Origin of the sequence: Flavobacterium sp. UBA5153, assembly GCA_002413745.1 — a bacterium.
Classification (GTDB): Bacteria; Bacteroidota; Bacteroidia; order Flavobacteriales; family Flavobacteriaceae; genus Flavobacterium.
The window spans coordinates 1-21,178 of the sequence record DHXP01000073.1; the positions used below are offsets into that span (position 1 = coordinate 1).

General features: G+C 36.3%; 12 protein-coding genes. 3 read left to right on the forward strand and 9 right to left on the reverse strand.

Going from position 1 to position 21,178, the window contains the following annotated elements; genetic code table 11:
• Positions 1–108 precede the first annotated feature (108 nt).
• The 3 genes from B2145_RS14535 to fsa all read left to right on the forward strand — a co-directional run bounded on the left by B2145_RS14535 (position 109) and on the right by fsa (position 4,694).
• Entirely contained in the window at positions 109–1,089 is a 981-nt protein-coding gene (locus tag B2145_RS14535; protein ID WP_291103717.1) for a Gfo/Idh/MocA family protein, read from the forward strand.
• Between the two features lie 888 nt (positions 1,090–1,977).
• Positions 1,978–4,017: a transketolase family protein gene (locus tag B2145_RS14540; protein WP_291103720.1), complete on the forward strand. Its 2,040-nt coding sequence runs from the start codon at positions 1,978–1,980 to the stop codon at positions 4,015–4,017.
• 20 nt (positions 4,018–4,037) lie between these two features.
• Positions 4,038–4,694 carry a fructose-6-phosphate aldolase gene (gene fsa / locus B2145_RS14545; protein ID WP_291103723.1) on the forward strand — a complete coding sequence of 219 codons (657 nt, stop codon included), beginning with the start codon at positions 4,038–4,040 and terminating at the stop codon, positions 4,692–4,694.
• A gap of 213 nt (positions 4,695–4,907) precedes the next feature.
• Here the strand turns inward: fsa and B2145_RS14550 are convergent, their stop codons facing one another.
• The 9 genes from B2145_RS14550 to galB all read right to left on the reverse strand — a co-directional run bounded on the left by B2145_RS14550 (position 4,908) and on the right by galB (position 20,970).
• A complete protein-coding gene (locus B2145_RS14550; RefSeq protein ID WP_291103725.1) occupies positions 4,908–7,313 on the reverse strand; it encodes a glycoside hydrolase family 95 protein in 2,406 nt (801 codons plus the stop codon).
• A 62-nt stretch (positions 7,314–7,375) separates the two neighbouring features.
• Positions 7,376–7,591 carry a hypothetical protein gene (locus B2145_RS14555; RefSeq protein ID WP_291103728.1) on the reverse strand — a complete coding sequence of 72 codons (216 nt, stop codon included), beginning with the start codon at positions 7,589–7,591 and terminating at the stop codon, positions 7,376–7,378.
• A gap of 27 nt (positions 7,592–7,618) precedes the next feature.
• Positions 7,619–9,433, reverse strand: a complete 1,815-nt coding sequence (locus B2145_RS14560; protein ID WP_291103732.1) for a glycoside hydrolase family 2 protein — start codon at positions 9,431–9,433, stop codon at positions 7,619–7,621.
• A gap of 10 nt (positions 9,434–9,443) precedes the next feature.
• Positions 9,444–9,566: a hypothetical protein gene (locus B2145_RS14565; protein WP_291103735.1), complete on the reverse strand. Its 123-nt coding sequence runs from the start codon at positions 9,564–9,566 to the stop codon at positions 9,444–9,446.
• A 9-nt stretch (positions 9,567–9,575) separates the two neighbouring features.
• Entirely contained in the window at positions 9,576–11,807 is a 2,232-nt protein-coding gene (locus tag B2145_RS14570) for a glycoside hydrolase family 3 C-terminal domain-containing protein (protein WP_291103738.1), read from the reverse strand.
• Between the two features lie 268 nt (positions 11,808–12,075).
• The gene (locus tag B2145_RS14575) at positions 12,076–13,668 is read right to left on the reverse strand and encodes a GH39 family glycosyl hydrolase (protein WP_291103741.1); all 1,593 of its coding nucleotides are present in this window, start codon (positions 13,666–13,668) and stop codon (positions 12,076–12,078) included.
• An 11-nt stretch (positions 13,669–13,679) separates the two neighbouring features.
• Positions 13,680–15,848: a glycoside hydrolase family 3 C-terminal domain-containing protein gene (locus B2145_RS14580; RefSeq protein WP_291103744.1), complete on the reverse strand. Its 2,169-nt coding sequence runs from the start codon at positions 15,846–15,848 to the stop codon at positions 13,680–13,682.
• 240 nt (positions 15,849–16,088) lie between these two features.
• Positions 16,089–18,488, reverse strand: a complete 2,400-nt coding sequence (locus B2145_RS14585; RefSeq protein ID WP_291103747.1) for an alpha-xylosidase — start codon at positions 18,486–18,488, stop codon at positions 16,089–16,091.
• Between the two features lie 37 nt (positions 18,489–18,525).
• Positions 18,526–20,970: a beta-galactosidase GalB gene (gene galB, locus B2145_RS14590; protein ID WP_291103750.1), complete on the reverse strand. Its 2,445-nt coding sequence runs from the start codon at positions 20,968–20,970 to the stop codon at positions 18,526–18,528.
• Positions 20,971–21,178 lie beyond the last annotated feature (208 nt).

The window sequence follows — 21,178 nt, forward strand, 5'->3', positions numbered from 1 at the left end:
TATCATCAAAACTACTGTACACTTTGCTCCGGAATGAGGTTTCCACTTTCATCGGAATAGTCAGGAAAGTCAGTAAAAAACTGTTCCTTTTTATTTAAAACAAAAAAAATGAAAAATACAGAAAAGGTAAAATGGGGAATTATAGGTCTAGGTAATATTGCCCATCAATTTGCAAAAGAGTTAATGTTAGTCGAGGGAACCCAGATTACTGCCGTAGCCTCCCGTAATCTTGGGAAAGCACAAGAATTTGCCGAGAAGTACAATTGTAAAAAAGCCTATGCTTCTTATGACGAGATTATTAATGACGACGAGATTGATATCCTGTATATTGCCACACCTCATGATTCTCACGCAGCTTTAACCATAAAAGCTTTGCAGAATAATAAACATGTGCTCTGCGAAAAACCCATTGCATTAAACTATAATGATGCTTTGCAAATGATTGATGCATCAAAGAAAAACAATAAATTTTTTATGGAAGCCTTTTGGACAAGATTTAACCCATCTGTTCAGGAAGCTTTTTATAAAATTAAAAATGGTGAAATAGGAGAGGTCAAATATATTAATGCAGATTTTGCATTTCATGCCGAAAAACTCGAAGGCAATAGAATGACTGACATAAAATTAGGAGGGGGATCACTTATGGATATCGGGGTATATCCTTTGTTTTTAAGTTACTTATTGTTAGGAATTCCTAAAGAAATAGTTGCAAAATCAAATTTTCATGAGACAGGGGCTGATTTACAAACATCAATGATTTTGCAGTATGATAATGCGCAAGCTGTCTTGCATTCAAGTTTTGTTTCTACATCAAATATGGAAGCCACAATAAGTGGTTCAGAGGGTAGAATTACTTTAAGTCCACTTTGGTTTATGCCACAATCCTATGCTTTAATAAAAGACAACCATAAGATAAATTATAGCTGGCCAACTTTAGGAAAAGGATATACTTATGAAATTATGGAATGTCATAAGTGCATTAAAGAAAACAGAATTGAAAGTAGTCTTTGGTCTCATCAAAATAGTTTAGACCTTATCAAAATAGTTGATGAAGTTAGAAATCAAATAGGACTGGTATATCCTTCATAAAAAAATGCAAGCATTAAATCTAAAAAAAAATGCCAATTGATTGCCCGTCAGGTGTAATTAATTTATCTAAAATGCTTGTGTTTTGATAGATAAAAAAATAATTTTGGACTACTTTAACAATGGAAATTATGTAATACAAGTCAATATAAAACAATAAAAAAAGAGGGCATTGCCCTCTTTTTTTTATCTTGGTGAAGAAATTAAAACCTAAAATGGCTTAACAAAACAACATTAGTTATTTAAAATTTCATCACAAAACCTCCATGTGGTTTCATTTTGACCTTTATTTTAGTAGTGTTTGTCAGTGTAATAGGATCTTGCTTAAAGCCTTTATCATTTTCTGAAATTATAAATCCGTTTTTATTGGTTACAAAGGACAAATCAATTTCAATTTCTTTTTCACAGGGGTTTTATTCTGGTTTAAATTAAATTCAATTTTTATTGTTTTATCCGAGTTTACAAAAAAGTAATCTGTTTGTTTCCAGGAAAATGAAGTTAGCAGTATACCTAATAAAGACACCAAAAATATTTTTCTCATAGTGAAGTGTGTTAATTACACTTACAAACACACAAAATTAATTTATCATGTTTGCGGTTTCAATATTTAATAAATGATTGAAAAAAATAGCCATAAATTTATTATTCGTTTACCAATGGTGTTCTAAAAATTAGGAGTGATAAAAAATAATCAAACTAAACAATTTTACAACTTTCCCTTGCAAAATAGTGATAAAAAAATTTATTTGCCTTTATAATAATAATTTACTTATATTTGTAAATGTATTTTATACACTTATTATTCAGTCCTACCTTACATACTTATAAACAGATGTTTGAGTTTAAATAAAAAATCAACTTTATCCAAATACATTAAATTTAAAATAAAACATGAATAAAAAAATTGACCAATTAGCCGCTGACAATATAAGAGCACTAGCTATTTCCATGGTAGAAAAAGCAAATTCAGGGCATCCAGGAGGCGCGATGGGAGGCGCAGACTTTATGCACATTTTATATACAGAATATTTAAATTTTGATCCAACTGAAATGGACTGGCCTTTTAGGGATCGTTTCTTTATGGATGCGGGACATTTATCTGCATTGATGTATGCCCAATATAATTTATTGGGGAATTTCGAAAAAGAAGACCTTCAAAATTTTAGACAATGGGGTTCTATTACTCCAGGTCATCCTGAATTAGATGTGCTCAGAGGTATAGAAAACACGTCTGGGCCTTTAGGCCAAGGGCACGCTATGGGAGTAGGGGCGGCAATTGCCGCCAAATTTTTGGATGCAAGATTTAAAGATCTTTTCAATCACAAAATATATGGTTATATAACCGATGGTGGTGTTCAAGAAGAAATTTCGCAAGGTGCCGGTCGAATAGCGGGACATTTGGGTTTGAACAATTTTATTATGTTCTATGATTCCAATGATGTGCAGCTTTCTTCCATGACAGACGAAGTTACCTCTGAAAATACAGCTATGAAATATGAGGCTTGGGGATGGAAAGTCATTACTATCGACGGACATAATCACGAGCAAATCAGAAAAGCGTTGAATGCCGCGAACGAAGAGTCTGAAAAACCAACTTTAATAATTGGAAAAACAATTATGGGTAAAGGTTGCGTTACCGCAAACGGAGACATGTATGAAGGAGAGTGTGAATTACACGGAAAACCAATTGGTGATACCAAAGCAGATTACACAAAAACACTTATCAATCTGAGTGCAAATCCTGAAAATCCTTTCGGTATTTTTGAAGAAGTGGCAACGCATTATGCCGGAATATTGGCAAAAAAAGCAGAAACTTCAGCAGTCAAAAAAAGTCAAATCGCAATTTGGAAAAATGAAAATCCAGAATTGACCCAAAAAATGGATTCGTTTTTATCTGGAAAATTGCCTGAATTGGATTTAAGCAGCGTTATCCAAAAGCCGAATGCAGCCACAAGGGAAGCTTCTTCTGCGGTGCTTGCTTATTTGGCAGAGAACGTGGAAAATATGATTGTTTCTTCGGCGGATTTGTCTAACAGTGATAAAACCGACGGATTCCTGAAAAAATCATCTGTATTGCAAAAAAATAATTTCAGCGGAGCTTTTTTACAAGCCGGTGTTGCAGAACTTACCATGACTTCTATTGCTAATGGAATTGCACTGCATGGAGGTGTTATTCCTGTTGTGGCAACGTTTTTCGTGTTTTCAGATTATATGAAACCTGCCATCAGATTAGCAGCTATACAAGAACTTCCCGTGAAATATGTTTGGACACACGATTCGTTCCGAGTGGGTGAAGATGGTCCAACACATCAACCTATTGAGCAAGAAGCACAAATTCGTTTATTGGAAAAACTTAAAAACCATTCCGGAAACCAAAGCTTTCTAGCATTACGTCCAGCCGATGCCATAGAAACATCCGTGGCTTGGGATATGGCATTAAAAAATACCAAAACTCCAACAGGTCTAATTCTTTCAAGACAAAATATCGCAGACATTCCGGCACAAGGAACTTCGAGATATGAAGAGGCGACTGAAGCAACAAAAGGAGGTTATTTGGTCAAATCTACACAAAATCCTGATATTACTTTAATCGCAAATGGTTCAGAAGTATCGACTCTTATAGCCGCTGCCACTATATTAGAAAAAGAGAAAAATCTAAAAATAAACGTAGCATCAATTATATCTGAAGGATTGTTTAAAGCACAAACAAAATCATACCAAGAAAGTGTTATTCCAAAAGGAAAATTGGTGTTCGGACTTACCGCAGGACTTCCGGTAAATCTTGAAGGTTTAATTGGAGACAGTGGAAAAATAGTTGGTTTGGAACATTTTGGCTATTCAGCTCCGGCAAGTGTATTGGACGAAAAATTTGGATTTACCAGTGCACACGTTTGCGAAGAAATCCTAAAATATATTGAAGAAAGTAAATAAATATTTAAAATAAATAAAACATGAAATTTTTTATTGACACAGCAAATTTAAAAGACATAAAAGAAGCCAATGATCTAGGAATCCTAGACGGCGTAACGACCAACCCATCGCTAATGGCAAAGGAAGGAATTACGGGAGCGGACAATATTATCGCACATTACGTAAAAATATGTGAATTGGTTGACGGTGATGTAAGTGCCGAAGTAATTTCAACAGACTTGGCGGGAATGATTGCCGAAGGAGAAAAATTAGCTGCTTTACACCCTCAAATCGTGGTTAAGATCCCAATGATTAAAGAAGGAATAAAAGCTATAAAATATTTTTCTGATAAAGGAATAAGAACCAATTGTACTTTAGTTTTTTCGGCAGGTCAGGCACTTTTGGCTGCAAAAGCCGGAGCTACTTATGTATCTCCTTTCATCGGAAGATTAGACGATATTTCTACAGATGGAATGGCGCTGATTGAAGAAATTAGATTGATTTACGACAATTACGGCTATGAAACCCAGATTTTGGCTGCTTCAGTGCGCCATGTCATGCACATTTTGAATTGTGCAAAAATTGGAGCTGATGTTATAACTGGACCTTTGAGCGCTATTGAAGGATTGTTAAAACACCCGCTTACGGATATTGGTTTAGCCACTTTTTTGGCGGATTACAACAAAGGGAATAGTTAATAAACTCTATATAGGGCGGTAAATATTTTTTATCCATTTACAGCCGAAGACATAAATTTAAAAGAATATAGTTAACAGGTGTAATAAGCATTTTTAATGCTAATTACACCTGTATATTTTATAAATAGGCGGATTCAAGTTATAAATGCAACTTTACCGTTATTGTTTAATGTTTGTGAATATACATGGCTAAGTGCTTTCAGCAAGCTCAAATTACCATATAAATTCTGTTTTTTGCCCTTTGGTCAACGTAATTGGTTTGCTTTTATTGCCACTAATGAGTGTTGTATTTCCGCCATTTTTAGAAAAAACACTCACTTTTTTCAAGGTTTTATCGCTCCATTCCATCGAAATTTCAAACCCTCCCCTGGCACAAATACCTTTTACGGAACCACTTTCCCACGCATCGGGTAGGGCAGGGAGCAACCTGATTTCGTTTTCGTCAGACTGTACCAACATTTCTGCAACTGCGGCAGCTCCGCCAAAATTACCATCAATCTGAAACGGGGGATGCGCATCAAACAGGTTGGGATATGTTCCGCCACCTCTTCTTGGCTTTTCAGTTTTCTTTTGATCTGGATCTACATAACGAAGTAGTTCACGGTACATTTTGTAGGCGTGATTACCATCCCAGAGTCTCGCCCAAAGATTAATACGCCAACCTTTTGACCAGCCTGTTGTTTCATCGCCCTTGATTTCAAGGGTTTTTCGACAAGCGTTGGCTAATTCGGGAGTTTTTAGTGGTGTAATATGATTGCCGGGAAAAAGACCAAACAAGTGCGACTGATGCCGGTGTTTTGGATCCTCATCATTCCAATCAAAATACCATTCTTGCAAGTTCCCTTTTTTTCCTATTTGATAGGGATACAATTTTGAAAGTGCCTCTTCGATTTTTGCTCTAAATTCCGCGTCAATATTTAAGATTTTCGAAGCTTTAATGGTTTTGTCAAAACACTCTCGAATCATGGCTAAATCAGCAGTTCCTCCGTACATAGTAGCACCAATAAACCCATCTGGAGTTACGTATTTATTTTCAGGAGATGTAGAAGGAGAGGTGATTAAATACCCGTTTTTATCCTTGATTAACCATTCTAAACAGAACTGGGCTGCCCCGCGCATAATTTCGTAGCCTTCATTTTTTAGGTAATTTTTATCTTGTGTAAAAGCATAATGTTCCCAAATATGGGTGCTTAGCCACGCTCCAGCCATATTCCAACAAGCCCAACTTGGATCATCTTTTCCAAAATTTCCAACAGGATTACTCATTGCCCAAATATCAGAATTATGTGCTGCCGCCCAACCGTTTAGTCCGTAAAAAGTCTTGGCAGTAATTTTTCCTGTTTGTGAAACATTTTTTATGAAACTAAGCATTGGAGTATGCATTTCGGAAAGATTGGTGTTCTCGGCAAGCCAATAATTTTCTTCCGCATTGATGTTTGTCGTATAGTTGCTACTCCATGGCGGATTGAGATAGGGGTTCCAAATTCCCTGTAAGTTGGCAGGGACACCTTTGGTCCTGGAACTGCTAATGAGTAAATAGCGCCCATATTGAAAATATAAAACTTCTAAATTTTTATCTTCTTTTCCTTCTGAATAACGCATTAAACGTTCGTCTGTGGGTAAATTTGGCGCTTCTGTTTTTCCTAAATTTAAACTTACACGATTGTAGAATTTCTGATAATCGGCAATATGGGATTGTTGGATTTGTTTGAATGTTTTTGAAAATGCTTTTGTCAAATTTTCTAATGCAATCGCTTTATCATTTAATCCTTCGGTAGCGGGATTTTTGTCAAAACCATTAAAACTAGTGGCTATAGAAACAAAAATCAAGGCTTCCGTTCCATTTTTTAGTCCCAAACTCGTATTGGAACTTACAATGGTACCGTCTGTATTCTTGATTTTTATCAAGGTGGTGAATCGGGTGCCTCTATCTTTTTCCAAAAGAAATGAAGGCACGACAGTATATCCCGGATTCTCATGAATAGGAGCAAAACCATTGATTTGCAATGTGTTATTTGAGGTTTCGATTTTTGATTTCAATAAACTAGTCGAATTAATATCAAAATTCAGCGCTCCTTTCTTGCTGCTGGTTAGCCTGATTATCATAATTTGGTCTGGTGCAGAAACAAAGTATTCTCGGGTAAATTTCACCCCATCAATTTCATAACTAACTTTTGATACCGCCTTAGAAATGTCTAATTCTCTATAGTAATTGGTCTCGCTTCCATTGTGATGACTATTAATGTTCATCGTTCCTAACGGCGCAAAAGATTCGGAATTTTTGCCTTGAATTTTTTTGTTCAATTCATTGGCGAGTTTATAATCTTCATTTTTCAACGCTTCTCTAATAGCGGGCAGGTTTTTATACGCTTCGGGATTCATATTGGCATTTACGGGTTCACCCGACCAAAGAGTTGCATCGTTCAAATAAATTTTATCTGAATCTACGCCACCAAAAACGGTCGCTCCCAGTTTTCCATTACCCAAAACCAAACTTTCCTCAAAGTAATTGGCGGGTTGGTTGTACCATAATATATGAGTAGATTGTGCAAAAACAACGCTGCCAAAGGAATAACAAATAAGTACTAAAAGTAGTTTTTTTAAGGTGGTTGATTTCATATGTGTCTATTATTTATTTTTCTGAATTATAAGGACTTTATATTTTATCCCTAACTAAAAATTTACTTGTTGAATTTATATTTTTCAGTTGCAGTAATCATTTCCCAATTATCGGTTCTGCAAGGCGAAGCAGGAAATTCTTCTTTATTATAAAGATTGGAATCGCTGGCATCATCAGCCCAACCCCAAACCGGAATTGACTTGTTGCGTTGCAAAACCATTCCGTCCGAAAACAATAAAGGCAATCTTACATTAGCAAAAAGGCTAAATGTAATCAAGGTAAAAAAATGCTGCTAATTACTCTTTTATTTTTCATTTCTTGTCGTTTTTATGCTTTCATAATATTCCTTCATAATATACCAAGCCTTCTTTTTTTCTCCTTTTTCAGACAGCAATCCTTTTCTATTCCAGCCTTTTTGGTAAACGGGATGCAACCTTGACAAAGATCGAAAATCACACAAAATCCACGGGCAAACTCCTGCCAAATTTGGATTGGATTTAAACAGTTGGATTTGGTCTTTGTAAATTTGTTCCTGGTATTCTTCAGACCAATTAGAAGCTACGTCTTTAGGTCCATGGTTGCCATAAAGCGCTTCACCTCCAAATTCAGATATAAAAACAGGTTTTGTATTGTTTACCAATTTCCATTTGGTCTCGCTTGGTGGACCTTGCCAAGGGATATACCAACCAACGTATTCATTGACTGACATAATATCGAAATTATTATAAAGAGGATCTGATAAATCAAACATATTGTTTGAGTATCCTTGAGTCGAAATAACAGCTGTGGTAAGTCTTGTTGGGTCTAAAAATTTACATTGTTTTTCTAGTTTTATCAATGCATTGTCACGATTCTCTGTAAAATAATAGGTTTCATTAGATAAACTCCAAATCATTATTCCGCAACGATTTTTATCTCTTTTTATCATTTCTTTTAGCATCAAATCCATTTTTTGTTCTACTCCTTGAGCGGAAAACTGGATATGTTGGTATATTGGAAGTTCTTCCCAAATCATGAGCCCCATTTTTTCTGCCAATTGTACCATGTGTTCGTTATGAGGATAATGTGCCAAACGAACCATATTGCACCCTAATTCTTTAGCCCAATTCAATACCACTTTTGCATCTTCCTCAGAATAGGCTTTTGCTGCACGAGTAGGCATTTCTTCATGAATATTTATTCCTTTAAGAAAAACAGGACTCCCATTTAAAAGAATTTCAGTTCCTCGTGTTGCTATATTTCTAAAACCAATTTCATCTTTAATTGCGTCTGAATCCGATTGAATTAGTACTAGGTATAATTTAGGATTGTTTGGACTCCAAAGTTTGAATTTTGACTTAAATTGTATCATTGCCAATCCTTTTTCATCAGTTTTGGTATTGACATTCAGTTTTAATTCTGGAATACTTACTTTTATTTTTTGAGAAGCGATTGCTCCGTCTATTTTTACCCAACCAACAACCTCATCAAAAGAATCCTTTTTTAATTGTATTGAATAATCTTCAATAAATGATTCTGGGGTTTCAATTAAATTTACATCTCTTGTAATTCCGCCATAATTGAACCAATCATAACCTTCACCAGGAAGACCATCTTTACGTCTTTGATTATTTACCCTGACTACAATAGTATTCTCCGATTCACTTATAAGATTTGTAATTTCAAATTGAAAAGGTGTAAAACCGCCTTCGTGAGTCCCTAACAATTTTCCGTTTAAATAGACATCAGCCATATAGTTTACGGCACCAAAATGAAGAAATAATCGTTTGTTTTTTTCTAAATTGTATTTAAAAGTTTTTTTATACCAAACCGTTCCTTCGTAATAGACCAACTCTGGTAATTGTGTGTTAAAATCTCCCGGAACATTTAGCTCTGGCCCTCCTTCAAAAGAATATTCTACAAAATCACTTTTCTTTACTGGTTTCTTTTCTTCCCAAACTTTGAGCCAGTCACCTTTGGCAATAGGATCTATTATTGCGTTCCATTTACCATTCAAACTCAAGGTTTTTCTAGCAGACACATTAATCATCGCACTTTGGGCAAACGATGAATTGCAATCTAAAGAACTAACAATGATTTGAAGAAAAATATAAAACCTTAAAATATGTTGATTTTTCATTTTAATTAATTTAATCTTTCCAAACGGTAATTCCTGCTAGTTTTATTTCATAATCTGAACTACAACCCAAAATTCCTAAAAAAACTACCATTAAAATAGTATCTAATACTTGATTGTTTATAAGTTTTTTCATTCTAACCCTTTATTTAATGGTTACCGTAACTTCTTTTTTAATATCACGAGAAGAACTTCCTAATTTCAAGGTATAATTCCCTGGTTCTACGGTCCATTTTTTAGTTTTCACGTCGTAATAGGCTAATTCTTTTACTGGAACTTGAATCGTTACTGTTTGCTTATTTCCCGCTTTGACGAATACTTTTTGGAAACCTTTCAATTCTTTGGCGGCTCGTTCAATTTTAGAATCAGCTTTTGCTGCATATAATTGAACAACTTCCTTTCCGTCTACTTTTCCTGTATTTTTTACTTCTAAAGTAACGGCAATAGTTTCATTGACAGCATAGGACTTCTTATTCGTTTTAGCATTGCCAAAAGCAAAAGTGGTGTATGACAATCCGTATCCGAAAGGATAAAGAGGCTCAATATTTTTGGTATCAAACCAACGGTAACCAACCAAAATTCCTTCGGCATAGTTTACCGTTTTACCTCCAGGAAAACTGTTTGTAGCGTGTGCAGGCGAATCCATAATGTTTTTCGGCATTGTCCAAGGTAATTTACCAGAAGGATTTACTTTTCCTAACAATACATCCACCAAAGCATTTCCACCTTCGGAACCATTAAACCAACTCCATACTAAAGCTGACGTTTTTTTACCTATGTCCTGAATATCAAAAGGAGCTCCGGCAATCATAACCACAATCGTTTTTGGGTTCACTGCCAATACTTTTTTAATCAATTCCTCTTGACCGAATGGCAACTTCAAACTTTTACGGTCAGATGCTTCAGTTTCATAATCGCGGTTGGAACCTGCAAAAATGACGGCAATGTCTGATTTTCTAGCCGCATCTAAGGCTTCTTGCAATTTAGCGGGATCCAATTGATCAATTGTTACAGCACCACTTAAGGTAATATCTCCTAATTTACCCGATTTTTTTTCTTCATAACGCTCTAAATATCCTTCGGCATAATTAATTTTGATGGAGCTTGGCAATCTATTTTTTAAACCTTCTAAAGGCGTAACCTCTCTTTTTGTTTTTACACCCGCGCCAAATCCGCCCAAAGCATTTTTCTTAGTCGCATTATTTCCAATCACGGCAATTGATTTCACGCCATCCAATTGTAAAGGCAAAGCGTTGTTCTCGTTTTTCAATAAAACCACAGATTCTGATGCAATTTTATAAGCATCTTGGTAATGTGCTTCAGTTGCAATACTCCCTTTAACTCTGTCTTTACCATCAATCGCTTTTACTTGAAACAAGACGTGTAATATTCGTTTTACGTGTACATCAATTTCTGCCTCTGAAATTTCGCCTGCCTTAGCAGCTGCAATTAGTTTATCAGCCAAGAAAAATTCGTTGAAAGGTTTTGGTGTTCCCATTTCAATATCCAATCCACTATTTAAAGATTTTACTGTGGAATGTACCGCAGCCCAATCAGAAACAACAACACCTTTGAAGCCCCATTCGTCACGCAATATTTTATTCAGCATATAATCATTTTCGCATAAATATTCGCCTCTAAACTTGTTATATGCTCCCATTATGCCATAAGCCTTAGCCTCTTTTACCGCAGCTTCGAATGCCGGCAAATAAATTTCACGAAGAGTACGTTCATCCATTTGAACATCATAAATATCACGATTGGTTTCTTGATTGTTCGCCGCAAAGTGTTTCACGCAAGCCATAACATCGTTATCTTGTAAGCCGACAATTAAGGGCACTGCCATTTTTTTGTTTAAAAAAGGGTCTTCGGTTAAATATTCATACGTTCTACCTCCAAGTGGAGTTCTGACAATATTAATTGCTGGCGAAAGCAACATATCCTTGCCTCTGGCTCGCAATTCTTGACCAACACTATTACCGAAGGTATATGCTAAATCAGCATTCCAAGTTGCAGCCAAAGCTCCTGCAGCTGGATAATAGGTTGCGAAATCATTGGTTAATCCTGCTGGCGCCCAGTTATCGCGGGAAATTTCTTCACGAACCCCTAATGGTCCATCTGCCATTTTTAATTCTGGAATACCTAAGCGTGATACGGCACCAGTAGAAAACATACTATTGCCATGTAGCATGCCAATTTTTTCCTCAAGTGTCATTTGTCCTAGCAATGAGTCGATTTTCGTGTCAAATTCAGAGCTCAATTCTTTTCCTTCAATGACTTTTGTTTGAGTCGTACTAGAACTTTGTGTCTCATTTTTACAAGAAGAAAAAGCCACAAAAACTATCGCCACTGATAGGTGTATTATATTGTTTTTCATAATTACTATATTTATATTTTTGTTTTTAAAATCTTTTTTTCAAGAAACTACTGTTTAACCCGTTGGGTAAAATTCAAAATTTCTTGTTTTTTAAACACATAGAACATAGATTTTGCGAATTTTGAAAGGCGTTTCACTTTCTTAGAGAAAATCATAGCTATGTGAACCCAAGAATTGGGCTATCAAACTCTTTTTTCTATGATTCTATGTGTTTAAATTTTATATCTTTTTTGGAATTCTTTTATTTTTAATAATTACACCCAACGGGTTACTGTTTAACAAAATTGAACAAGACAACATCATTCTCATTAATCTTGAAATCCTTACTATAAATTCCTTTTGAATCAATTGTTACTTTTTCTGTTGCAATCGGAGAACCATTATTTAGCTGCTTAAGGTTGTTTACTTGTTGTAGATTAAGTTGATTCGGTTTATTCATGGCTAAATAGTCGGTATACACGTCATTCACTTTGTATCCTACTTTGTATATTTCTAATTTATAATTTCCTTTTTGCAATCCAGCTACTTCAATTTTTACTTTTCCTTTAGGCTTAGATGGTAAATCTTGAATATAATATTGCTGATTATTTATAGCATCAGGAAGTGTATTAGTAAAATCCCAAAATAAAACTTGTACATTACCATTTGTGTTTTTGGTTGCCCAAGAGGAAGTGTCCTCATTTTGAAGTTCTGTTTCTCCTAATTTGTTTAAAAAGGAATACGAAAAATAGGCCGGTTTCTTAATTCCCTGAGTATTCAGCAATCCAAATCCTCCGTGAAAAGGCGTAAATCGTGGACCAGCTTCTTCAAAAATATCGGTAAAAACCCAGTAAGACATGGAGTTTGCAGCGTTCGCCACTTGTTTCAATTTTTGAAGAATATAGGCAGCCGAATGGTAACTGTCGTGAATAGGGTCTGCCGGAGTATACGATGAACTCCATTCGGTATAGTGTAATTCCAGATTAGGCATTGCAGATTTTGAAATTTGCCTACGCGAATTAATTACATCACCACTCACACTCGATTCCTCTTTATTCAAAACGGTTCCAGTGGTTCCAAATTCATCCAAATAACCCTGTTTTACTCCGTAAGTATGTGTCGAAATAAAGTCCAACGGAACATTATTTTTATTGCAAAAATCAATCGTTTCAGGAACCCAGGCAGCACCGGCAGTTGCAGGACCTCCTACTTTGTAGGCTGCATTTACACTTTTTATGGCACGAGCTGTATAATCATAGAGTTTGAAATATTCCGCTTGAGTACCTGTCCAAAAGCCTGGTGATAAGTTGGGTTCGTTCCAAACTTCGAAATACCATGATTTTACTTCGTCTGCACCGTAACGTTCGGTAAAATGGATGGTTAGATTGCGTATTAAATCCTCCCATTTTTTATAATCCTTTGGTGGTGTCACATTTCCTTTCCACCAAAAAATGGTTTGATTGCCGCTGGCCAAAGCTGAAGGCATAAACCCTAATTCAACGAAAGGTTTCATTTTGATACTCAAAATGAAATCATACAAGGCATCAATATATTGATAATTGTATTGTGGATTACCTTTAGAATCTTCATGATAAACGCCCATATCATCAGTCAACAAACCGTGCATCCGAATGTATTTAAAATCACATTCTTTCTTTACCAAAGCTAATTGTTGCTGCCAATCTGCGCGCAATCCTTCATTCGCTCTTCCTGCTCCTATACACTCTTTGAACATGGTGTTCAGTTTTCCAACAGATTTATTATAATCAACTTTTATAATTCTATCCATAGAAGCCGTTTTGTTGGCATTTATACCTTGTCCAAACAATGTAACATTGGTTAGGCATAGTATAATAATCAGTAATAATAAATTTCTTTTCATTGTTGTTGTCATTATTTTACAGTTATATTTTTAGTAAGAAGAATTTCATCGGAAGCCCCACCTACTTGTATTTCAATCCTATTATTTTCGAGTTCGAATTGTTGTTTTGCCGTATTCCAATATTCTAGATTTTTAGCTTTTAAAGTTAAAGAAACTATTTTAGTTTCTCCCGCTTTCAGAAAAAACCTTTGAAATGCTTTTAACTCTTTTTCAGGACGTTCTACTACCGATTGCAATTGTTTTACATACAGTTGAACTACCTCATCACCGTCTCGTTTTCCTGAATTCGTAACCGAAACAGAAACTGTTATGTCTTTTCCTTTTTCAAGAGTTGTTGATTTGGTCGATAAATTATTATACGTAAAATGGGTATAACTCAACCCGTGACCAAAGGCATATAATGGCTTTCCCTTAAAATACATATAGGTTCGTCCGTTACGAATATTATAATCTAGTAAATCGGGTAAATCAGTAATTTCTTTTACCCAAGTTTGCGTCAATCTTCCCGCTGGATTATAATCTCCAAACAAAACATCAGCCAAAGCATTTCCTAGTTCCTGGCTGTTTTGAGTCATGTGAACAATGGCCGGAACGTGTTCCTGAGTCCAGTTGATGGCATACGGAAAACTGCTGATTAAAACTACAACGGTGTTTGGATTGGCTTGGTAGGCTATTTTAATTAAATCTTCCTGTTCCAATGTCAAAGACTGACGATCCATCGCTTCTTTCCCATTGCTTGGCAAGGGACAATCTGCCCAACCCGCATTGCAGGTAGGATGATTTCCGACAACAACAATAACGACATCTGCTTTTTTGGCAATTGCTGCTGCTTTCCCATCGGCATTGTTTTTAGCATATAAAACTTCAATATTGGAACCTACTTTATTTTTTATCGCTTCTAATGGTGTTACCACGTATGGAGGCGTTCCGCTGTACCAATCCAAAAGCACCTTATCTGCATAAAGCCCAATTACTGCAATGGTTTTTAGTTTCTCTTTTTGCAAAGGCAATAGTTGTTTTGCTTCATCGTTTTTTAGTAAAACGATTGATTTCAAGGTTGCTTCCAATGCTAATTTTTTATGCGCATCGGATTTCCAGGGATCAAGCGTATCTTTCCCGGTTCCTATTTTTGTATAAGGATTTTCACCATCAGGATCTAACATTCCAAGGTGAAGCATTACTCTAAAATTGCCTCTAATGACTTCTTCTATGTCTTTTTCTTTGAGATAGCCTTTCGCAATCGCACCTTCAACTCCTTCTTTATAGTCATCTAAAAATTGGTTAATACCTGCTTTTATGGTAGCTGCTGCTGCCAAATATTTATCCGCGTAATATTTATGATCCGAAAGCAACAATCTATAAGCTCCCCCGTCAGTACAGATAATTCCGTTTTGTTTCCATTCTTTTTGGGTAATATTTTTCAGCATAGGGTGAACCATTGCGGGAATTCCGTTTACTTTATTATAGGCAGCCATATAGGCACGGGAACCACCCTCAATAACCCCCATTCGAAAAGGAACAGAATAATATTCTCTCCAAAGACGTTCGTCAAAATCAGATGAGGTATAGGTCCTTCCATCTTCATTGCTATTTGCCAAAAAATGTTTCATTAGAGAAGCCGTTTGCCAATATTTTGGATTATTTCCTTGAAGCCCTTTTACAAAAGCCACGGTCATAGTTCCATTAAAAAAAGCATCTTCGCCATAACTTTCCTCCGTTCTCCCCCAACGAGGATCCCGGGCAAGGTCGGCATTTGGTGCACGAACCACCAATCCGCCACGGTGGTATTTTTGAAAAGCGTAACGGGTTTCATAACCTTCGGCCTGCGCCACTTTTTGAAGTAGTTCAATATCCCAGGTTTCTCCAAGTCCATAAGCCTGCGGAAAGGTTGTGGTGGGTATTGGTTCTTTTCCTTTGCCACCCCATCCGGCAGGTCCGCCTAAGGCTAATCCGTGCAGGCCTTCTACATGGCCGGTTCCAATTACTCCTAATCTGGGAATGGAAGGATTGGTGCTCAACGCTGCAATTTTCTCGTCGAGTGTCATTAACGATAATAAATTATCAACGCGTTTTTCGACTTCCAGATTCGGATTTTGAAAAGGATATTGATAATTTTTCTGCTGCGCCAAAATTGGCGTAAGCGTTATCAGAAGAAAGATATATAGTATATAATGTTTCATAATTAATTGTTTTGTCTTACTAAGAACAGATTGCTTTACTGTTTTCACCATTTAAAACTTTAGTGCCTTCCAGTCTGTCGGAATATCTTTTAAGAATTGAAACGTTACCTATGATTATAGAAAAGAGTAGAGTAGGAATCTCAATTTTTTTTATGATTGCAATAGGATCTTAAATAATATTTAAAAAAAATCGGGGCTTAGGCTACCCTAAAAACCCCGATTTAACACTAACTCAACTTATTATTTTATCCATTCCGTTTTGAATGTGGTCTTTTTGCTTATCGGATTTTGGTTCACTTCAAAACCAGTTCCTTTTTTAGAAAGAGAAATAGTTTGAACTGCATCTCCGTCAGGTAGAAAAACTTTTGCTGTTGCGGTATCAGTCCCTTCGGTCGCATATACTTTAAGCGTTAATTTGCTCCAATCCATATCTTTAGTTGATTGTGCTAATTTGATGTGTGGAATTGCTGAACCATTTCTAACCAAAACGACTATGGGAACTTCACCTGCCTCAATTTTATGCCAACCACCTTGATAAACTTTATGCGTTTGATAATCTATCCAAGTACCTTCCGGAAGATAAACATCTCTTCCTGTAACCTCTTCAAATAAAGGAGCAACTAACATACTTGATCCAAATAAATATTCGTTGTCAACTAACCATGACCCAGGATCATTGGGATATTCCACAAATAAGGCACGCATCATAGGCAATCCTTTTAGGGAGCTTTCTTTGGCCTGAGCATAGATATAAGGCATTAATTCATAACGCATATTATCAGCATTTCTAAAAGTTTCTAAAAGATCTTTACTATATAACCAAGGTTCTCTTGGAGGTTCCCCATGGCTTCTTACATGTGAAGTAAGCATTCCGAAAGGAGCCCATCTGCGGTATAAATTTTCTGGTGATTTTGTTACAAACCCGCCTACATCATGACTCCAAAAACTGAAACCACACAATCCTAAGGAAAGACCACCTCTTAATTCAGAAGACATTGCTCCATTACTAGTTTCGGCATCACCACCCCAATGCAATGGGTAACGTTGGCTTCCTGCCCAAGTGCTTCTTGCCCAAATTAAGGTATATCCTTTTTCTTTTTGGGTAATTTCGGCTACTGCTTTGTTATAACGAAGTGGATATAAATTATGCTCATAAAATCCGGTACGTCCTGAATGGTAAATTCCATCTGGTGGTGCAGCTTCTCCAAAATCAACTTTGAATACACTTACACCTTGATCAAACAGATGTTTCAATTTGGCTTGGTACCATGTAACTGTTTCTGGATTCGAAAAATCCAGTACCGCATCTTCATAAGGAAGATTTCCTTTTCGATCTCTTACTGCCAATCCTTTGTCCATTATTTCATTGAACAAGGTGTTTTTTGGACTGAAATAAGGTAATTGCCATAAACATACATGGAAACCATCGTCTTTCATATCCGACATCATTTTTACAGCATCTGGAAAACGATCTTTAGAAAACTCATAATTGTTTCTCCAATCCACATCAAACCATCCTGTGTCAAAGTGAATCACATCGGTTGGGATTTTATAGGCACGTAAATCTTTAGCGACTTGACGACCTTCTTTTTCAGAGAAATAAGTAATTCGGCTCATCCAAAAACCGAAAGACCATAATGGTGGCATTGCTGCTTTTCCGGTAAGGTTCGTATATTCGTCTAAAATCTCTTTAGGCTCACCAATGAAGAAAAATAAATCGGCTTCATCATCTCCAATATACATTTCATTTGCACTTCCAAAATATTTTCCGAAATCGACCGTGATTGGAGTAGAATGATGCATAAAAACACCGTACCCACGGCTGCTCATATAAAATGGAACCGGTTTGTACATTGTTTCGTTCTGGATTCCATTGGCATCATCTGCCCATAAAACTACTTTTTGTCCGCGTTTGTTGAATTGGGTAAATGATTCTCCACAACCAAATATTTTTTCGTCTGGCTCTAAGCTAAAAGCGGCACCCATACTTCTGGAGTAATCACTGTTTCTACGTACATAGGAGAACGGAAGTGTTGGTGTATAGGTGTTTTTAAAATCAGAATTGTGCAGTGTACCCGTTAAAAGCTTGCCTTTTTCATCATATATTTTTACGTGCCAAGGTTTAGTTTGAATTTCAACCGAACCATGTTTGCTGATAAATTTATACCCTCCTTCGATTTTAGAATATTTCCATAACTCTGGATGATTAGGAGCAACTCCATCAACCAACATCAAAGATGCTGCCTCAGGGTGAAATTGAGGACCGGAAGACATTTTTATCCTTAGTGTACGGTCAGAAACAAATTGAATTTGGAATGGTAATTCAGGGGTGGCTTCATATTCAGTGGCTGGGAATTCATTTGCCGGAACCTGACTGGGCAACATCTCCATATTGTTGAATGCCTGGCGTGTTTTGTAATTGTACCTAAGGTATTTTACTGTTCCTTTTCCCGTTTGAGGATCAAAGGTAGCGAGCTCGTCAGCAAAATAAAAGGTATTCAGGTAATTCTGAAAATCTTTACTGATATCAATTGGAGCATTAAGAACATCAGCATTTTGTATTTGCGATGTGGCTTTTGGCGTCATAAAAAGACCCAAAGTCAGGAATAAAAATAGCTTTACTATTTGTGATTTCTTCATTGTTATGAAATTTATGTTCAACATTTTTTAATCATTATTAATTTACAGTTATTAACGTCGTCCTATTTTTCAATCCCTTTGCACTAGCCGTTAATTCAAGTTTTCCGGCTTTATTTCCAGCTTGTATCACTACCAAACATTTTCCGTTTAAAGCGGTGTGTTTTGTGCCTTTAAAAGATTCATGACTAACAGGGTCACCGCTACAAACTCCTACGATTTTTCCGTTGCCTTTAAGTTCAAAATTAATTTCATTACCAGCATTTGGCGCCAACACCCCTTTTTCATCGGTAATATCAACTGTTACGAACGACAAGTCATTTCCATCGGCATGAATTGTTGCCCTGTCAGCGGTGAGTTTCAAAGCTGCTGGAGCTCCCGCCGTTTCAATTTCTTTTTCCAAAACGGTTTTTCCGTTTTTACGCGAGATGGCTTTTAAGGTACCTGCTTTAAAAGGGACACGCCACATAACGTGTAGATCGTCTCCTATTTTACGTTTGATGCCCAATGATTTTCCGTTAAGGAAAAGTTCTACCTCATCGGCATTATTATAATAGGCCCAGATATCTACATTTTGTCCCGCTGTCCAGTTCCAATGTGGGAAGATGTGCAATACAGGTTTGTTTGTCCATTCACTTTGGTACATATAATACACATCTTTGGGAAAACCTGCCAAATCTACAACGCCAAAATACGAACTTATGGATGGCCAAACATAAGGTGTTGGTTCTCCTATATAATCAAATCCAGTCCAGATGTACATCCCGGAAAGATAATCGTGTTTTTTGATGACTTTCCAAGTGTCTTCGTGCGTGGATCCCCAAGGAGCTTTTACTTGGTCGTAAGCCGAAACGGTATTGTCAGCGTTGCCTCCCGTGAATACTTCATCCCATCTTTTAGGCCATAATTTTATGGTGTCTGAAGGGAAATCGTAATGCCCGCGGGTTTCTAATGCCGAGGTAGTTTCGGTGGCTATAAAAGGAATACCCGGAAATTCTTCTCTATGTTTAGCATAGGTTTCATGAGCATAATTGTAACCGATAAGATCCAATGCACCAGAAGTTGCAATGTGATTGTTTTTTCCTGGAGGATTCAATGCTGAGGTTATTGGACGTGTAGCATCCAATTTTCGGGTTAATCCTGCCAGTTCTTTAGCAATTGTACTTCCTGATTCATCCCATTGTTCTTGAATTTCGTTACCGATACTCCATATAAATATACTGGGATGGTTGCGGTCGCGAAGGATTTGATCTTGCAGATCTTTTACGTGCCACTTGTCCCAATAGATGCTGTAATCGTATTTGGTTTTGCTTTTTTTCCACATATCAAAAACCTCATCCATTACGATAAAACCCATTTTATCACATAAATCCAAAAGTTCGGGAGCAGGAGGATTATGGGAAGTTCTGATGCCGTTTACTCCCATTCCTTTCAAAATTTCCAGTTGGCGTTCAATCGCTCTAGTGTTGATGGCAGAACCCAATGGACCCAAATCATGGTGTAAACAAACCCCTTTTATTTTTACGTGTTTTCCGTTTAGGATAAAGCCTTTGTCTACATCAAATTTGAAATTTCTAATTCCGAAATTGGTTTTATACTGGTCAATTATTTTATCGTCTATTGAAATTTCGGTAACTGCTGTATAAAGTTCCGGTTTTTCAATAGACCATACTATAGGATTGCTAACCACGGTCTCCTGTTTCAGGGTTTGTGTGGCATTGGCACCGATATTAATTTTCCGATTAACCGAAGTTATTTTTTTGTTGTTTTTATAGAGTGAAGTTATAATCGTTGCCTTTTTTGATATTGCATATTGATTTTTTAAGGCAATTTCAAGATGTATTGTAGCATTTTTAGAATCTACTTTCGGAGTAGTGATATAAGTTCCCCATTGAGCAATATGGAGTTTATCGGTAGTTTCCAGCCATACGTTTCTAAATATTCCTGAACCGGAATACCAGCGTGAATTGGGCTGTAGCGAATTGTCAACTTTTACCAGAATTTCATTGGTTTTATCTCCATAATTCAAATAAGGGGAGAGGTCATATTGAAAACCGATATATCCATTGGGACGTTTACCAAGATAATGTCCGTTTATCCAGACTTCACTGTTTCGATATACACCGTCAAATAGTATTGAAATTGTTTTGGTTTTGTTCGCAGAATCTACTTTAAACGTTTTTTTATACCAACCCAATCCTCCGGTAAGAGCACCTCCACCTATACCAGCGGGACTGTTTTTATCAAATTTTCCTTCGATGCTCCAATCATGGGGCAGGTTTAGTGTCCTCCATTGCGTATTGACACCAATGGTGTCTTTATCTTTTATACTGTCGTTCAAATGAAAATTCCAATCAGAGTTAAAATCAATTTTTCTGGTGCTGAAATTTTTTATTTTTTCTTTTACGTTAAAAGCTATAGCTGTAGTAATACCTATTATAGCCAATGTTTTTATAACGTTACTTATATATTTCTTTTTATTCATAATGAATGTTTTTTTATCGATTTCACGCCTTATGGTTAGTTTGACTACAATTATAAAACTTTTTTTTCATATTAACAAAATATTAGGATTAAAAATTTGCAATTGTATATTTATTGGATATGTTTTTATGTTTATAATAAAAAATGAGTTACTTTCGGATTGTATTTGCAGGATAAACACATTGGCGTTTTATACCGCTAGTTATTTC

What these genes read in the sequence shown, in the direction of transcription:
- B2145_RS14570 (WP_291103738.1), bottom strand. Translation starts at nt 11,807, where the DNA reads ATGAAAAACAATATAATACACCTATCAGTGGCGATAGTTTTTGTGGCT.
- fsa (WP_291103723.1), top strand. Translation starts at nt 4,038, where the DNA reads ATGAAATTTTTTATTGACACAGCAAATTTAAAAGACATAAAAGAAGCC.
- B2145_RS14580 (WP_291103744.1), bottom strand. Translation starts at nt 15,848, where the DNA reads ATGAAACATTATATACTATATATCTTTCTTCTGATAACGCTTACGCCA.
- B2145_RS14585 (WP_291103747.1), bottom strand. Translation starts at nt 18,488, where the DNA reads ATGAAGAAATCACAAATAGTAAAGCTATTTTTATTCCTGACTTTGGGT.
- B2145_RS14560 (WP_291103732.1), bottom strand. Translation starts at nt 9,433, where the DNA reads ATGAAAAATCAACATATTTTAAGGTTTTATATTTTTCTTCAAATCATT.
- galB (WP_291103750.1), bottom strand. Translation starts at nt 20,970, where the DNA reads ATGAATAAAAAGAAATATATAAGTAACGTTATAAAAACATTGGCTATA.
- B2145_RS14575 (WP_291103741.1), bottom strand. Translation starts at nt 13,668, where the DNA reads ATGAAAAGAAATTTATTATTACTGATTATTATACTATGCCTAACCAAT.
- B2145_RS14565 (WP_291103735.1), bottom strand. Translation starts at nt 9,566, where the DNA reads ATGAAAAAACTTATAAACAATCAAGTATTAGATACTATTTTAATGGTA.
- B2145_RS14550 (WP_291103725.1), bottom strand. Translation starts at nt 7,313, where the DNA reads ATGAAATCAACCACCTTAAAAAAACTACTTTTAGTACTTATTTGTTAT.
- B2145_RS14540 (WP_291103720.1), top strand. Translation starts at nt 1,978, where the DNA reads ATGAATAAAAAAATTGACCAATTAGCCGCTGACAATATAAGAGCACTA.
- B2145_RS14535 (WP_291103717.1), top strand. Translation starts at nt 109, where the DNA reads ATGAAAAATACAGAAAAGGTAAAATGGGGAATTATAGGTCTAGGTAAT.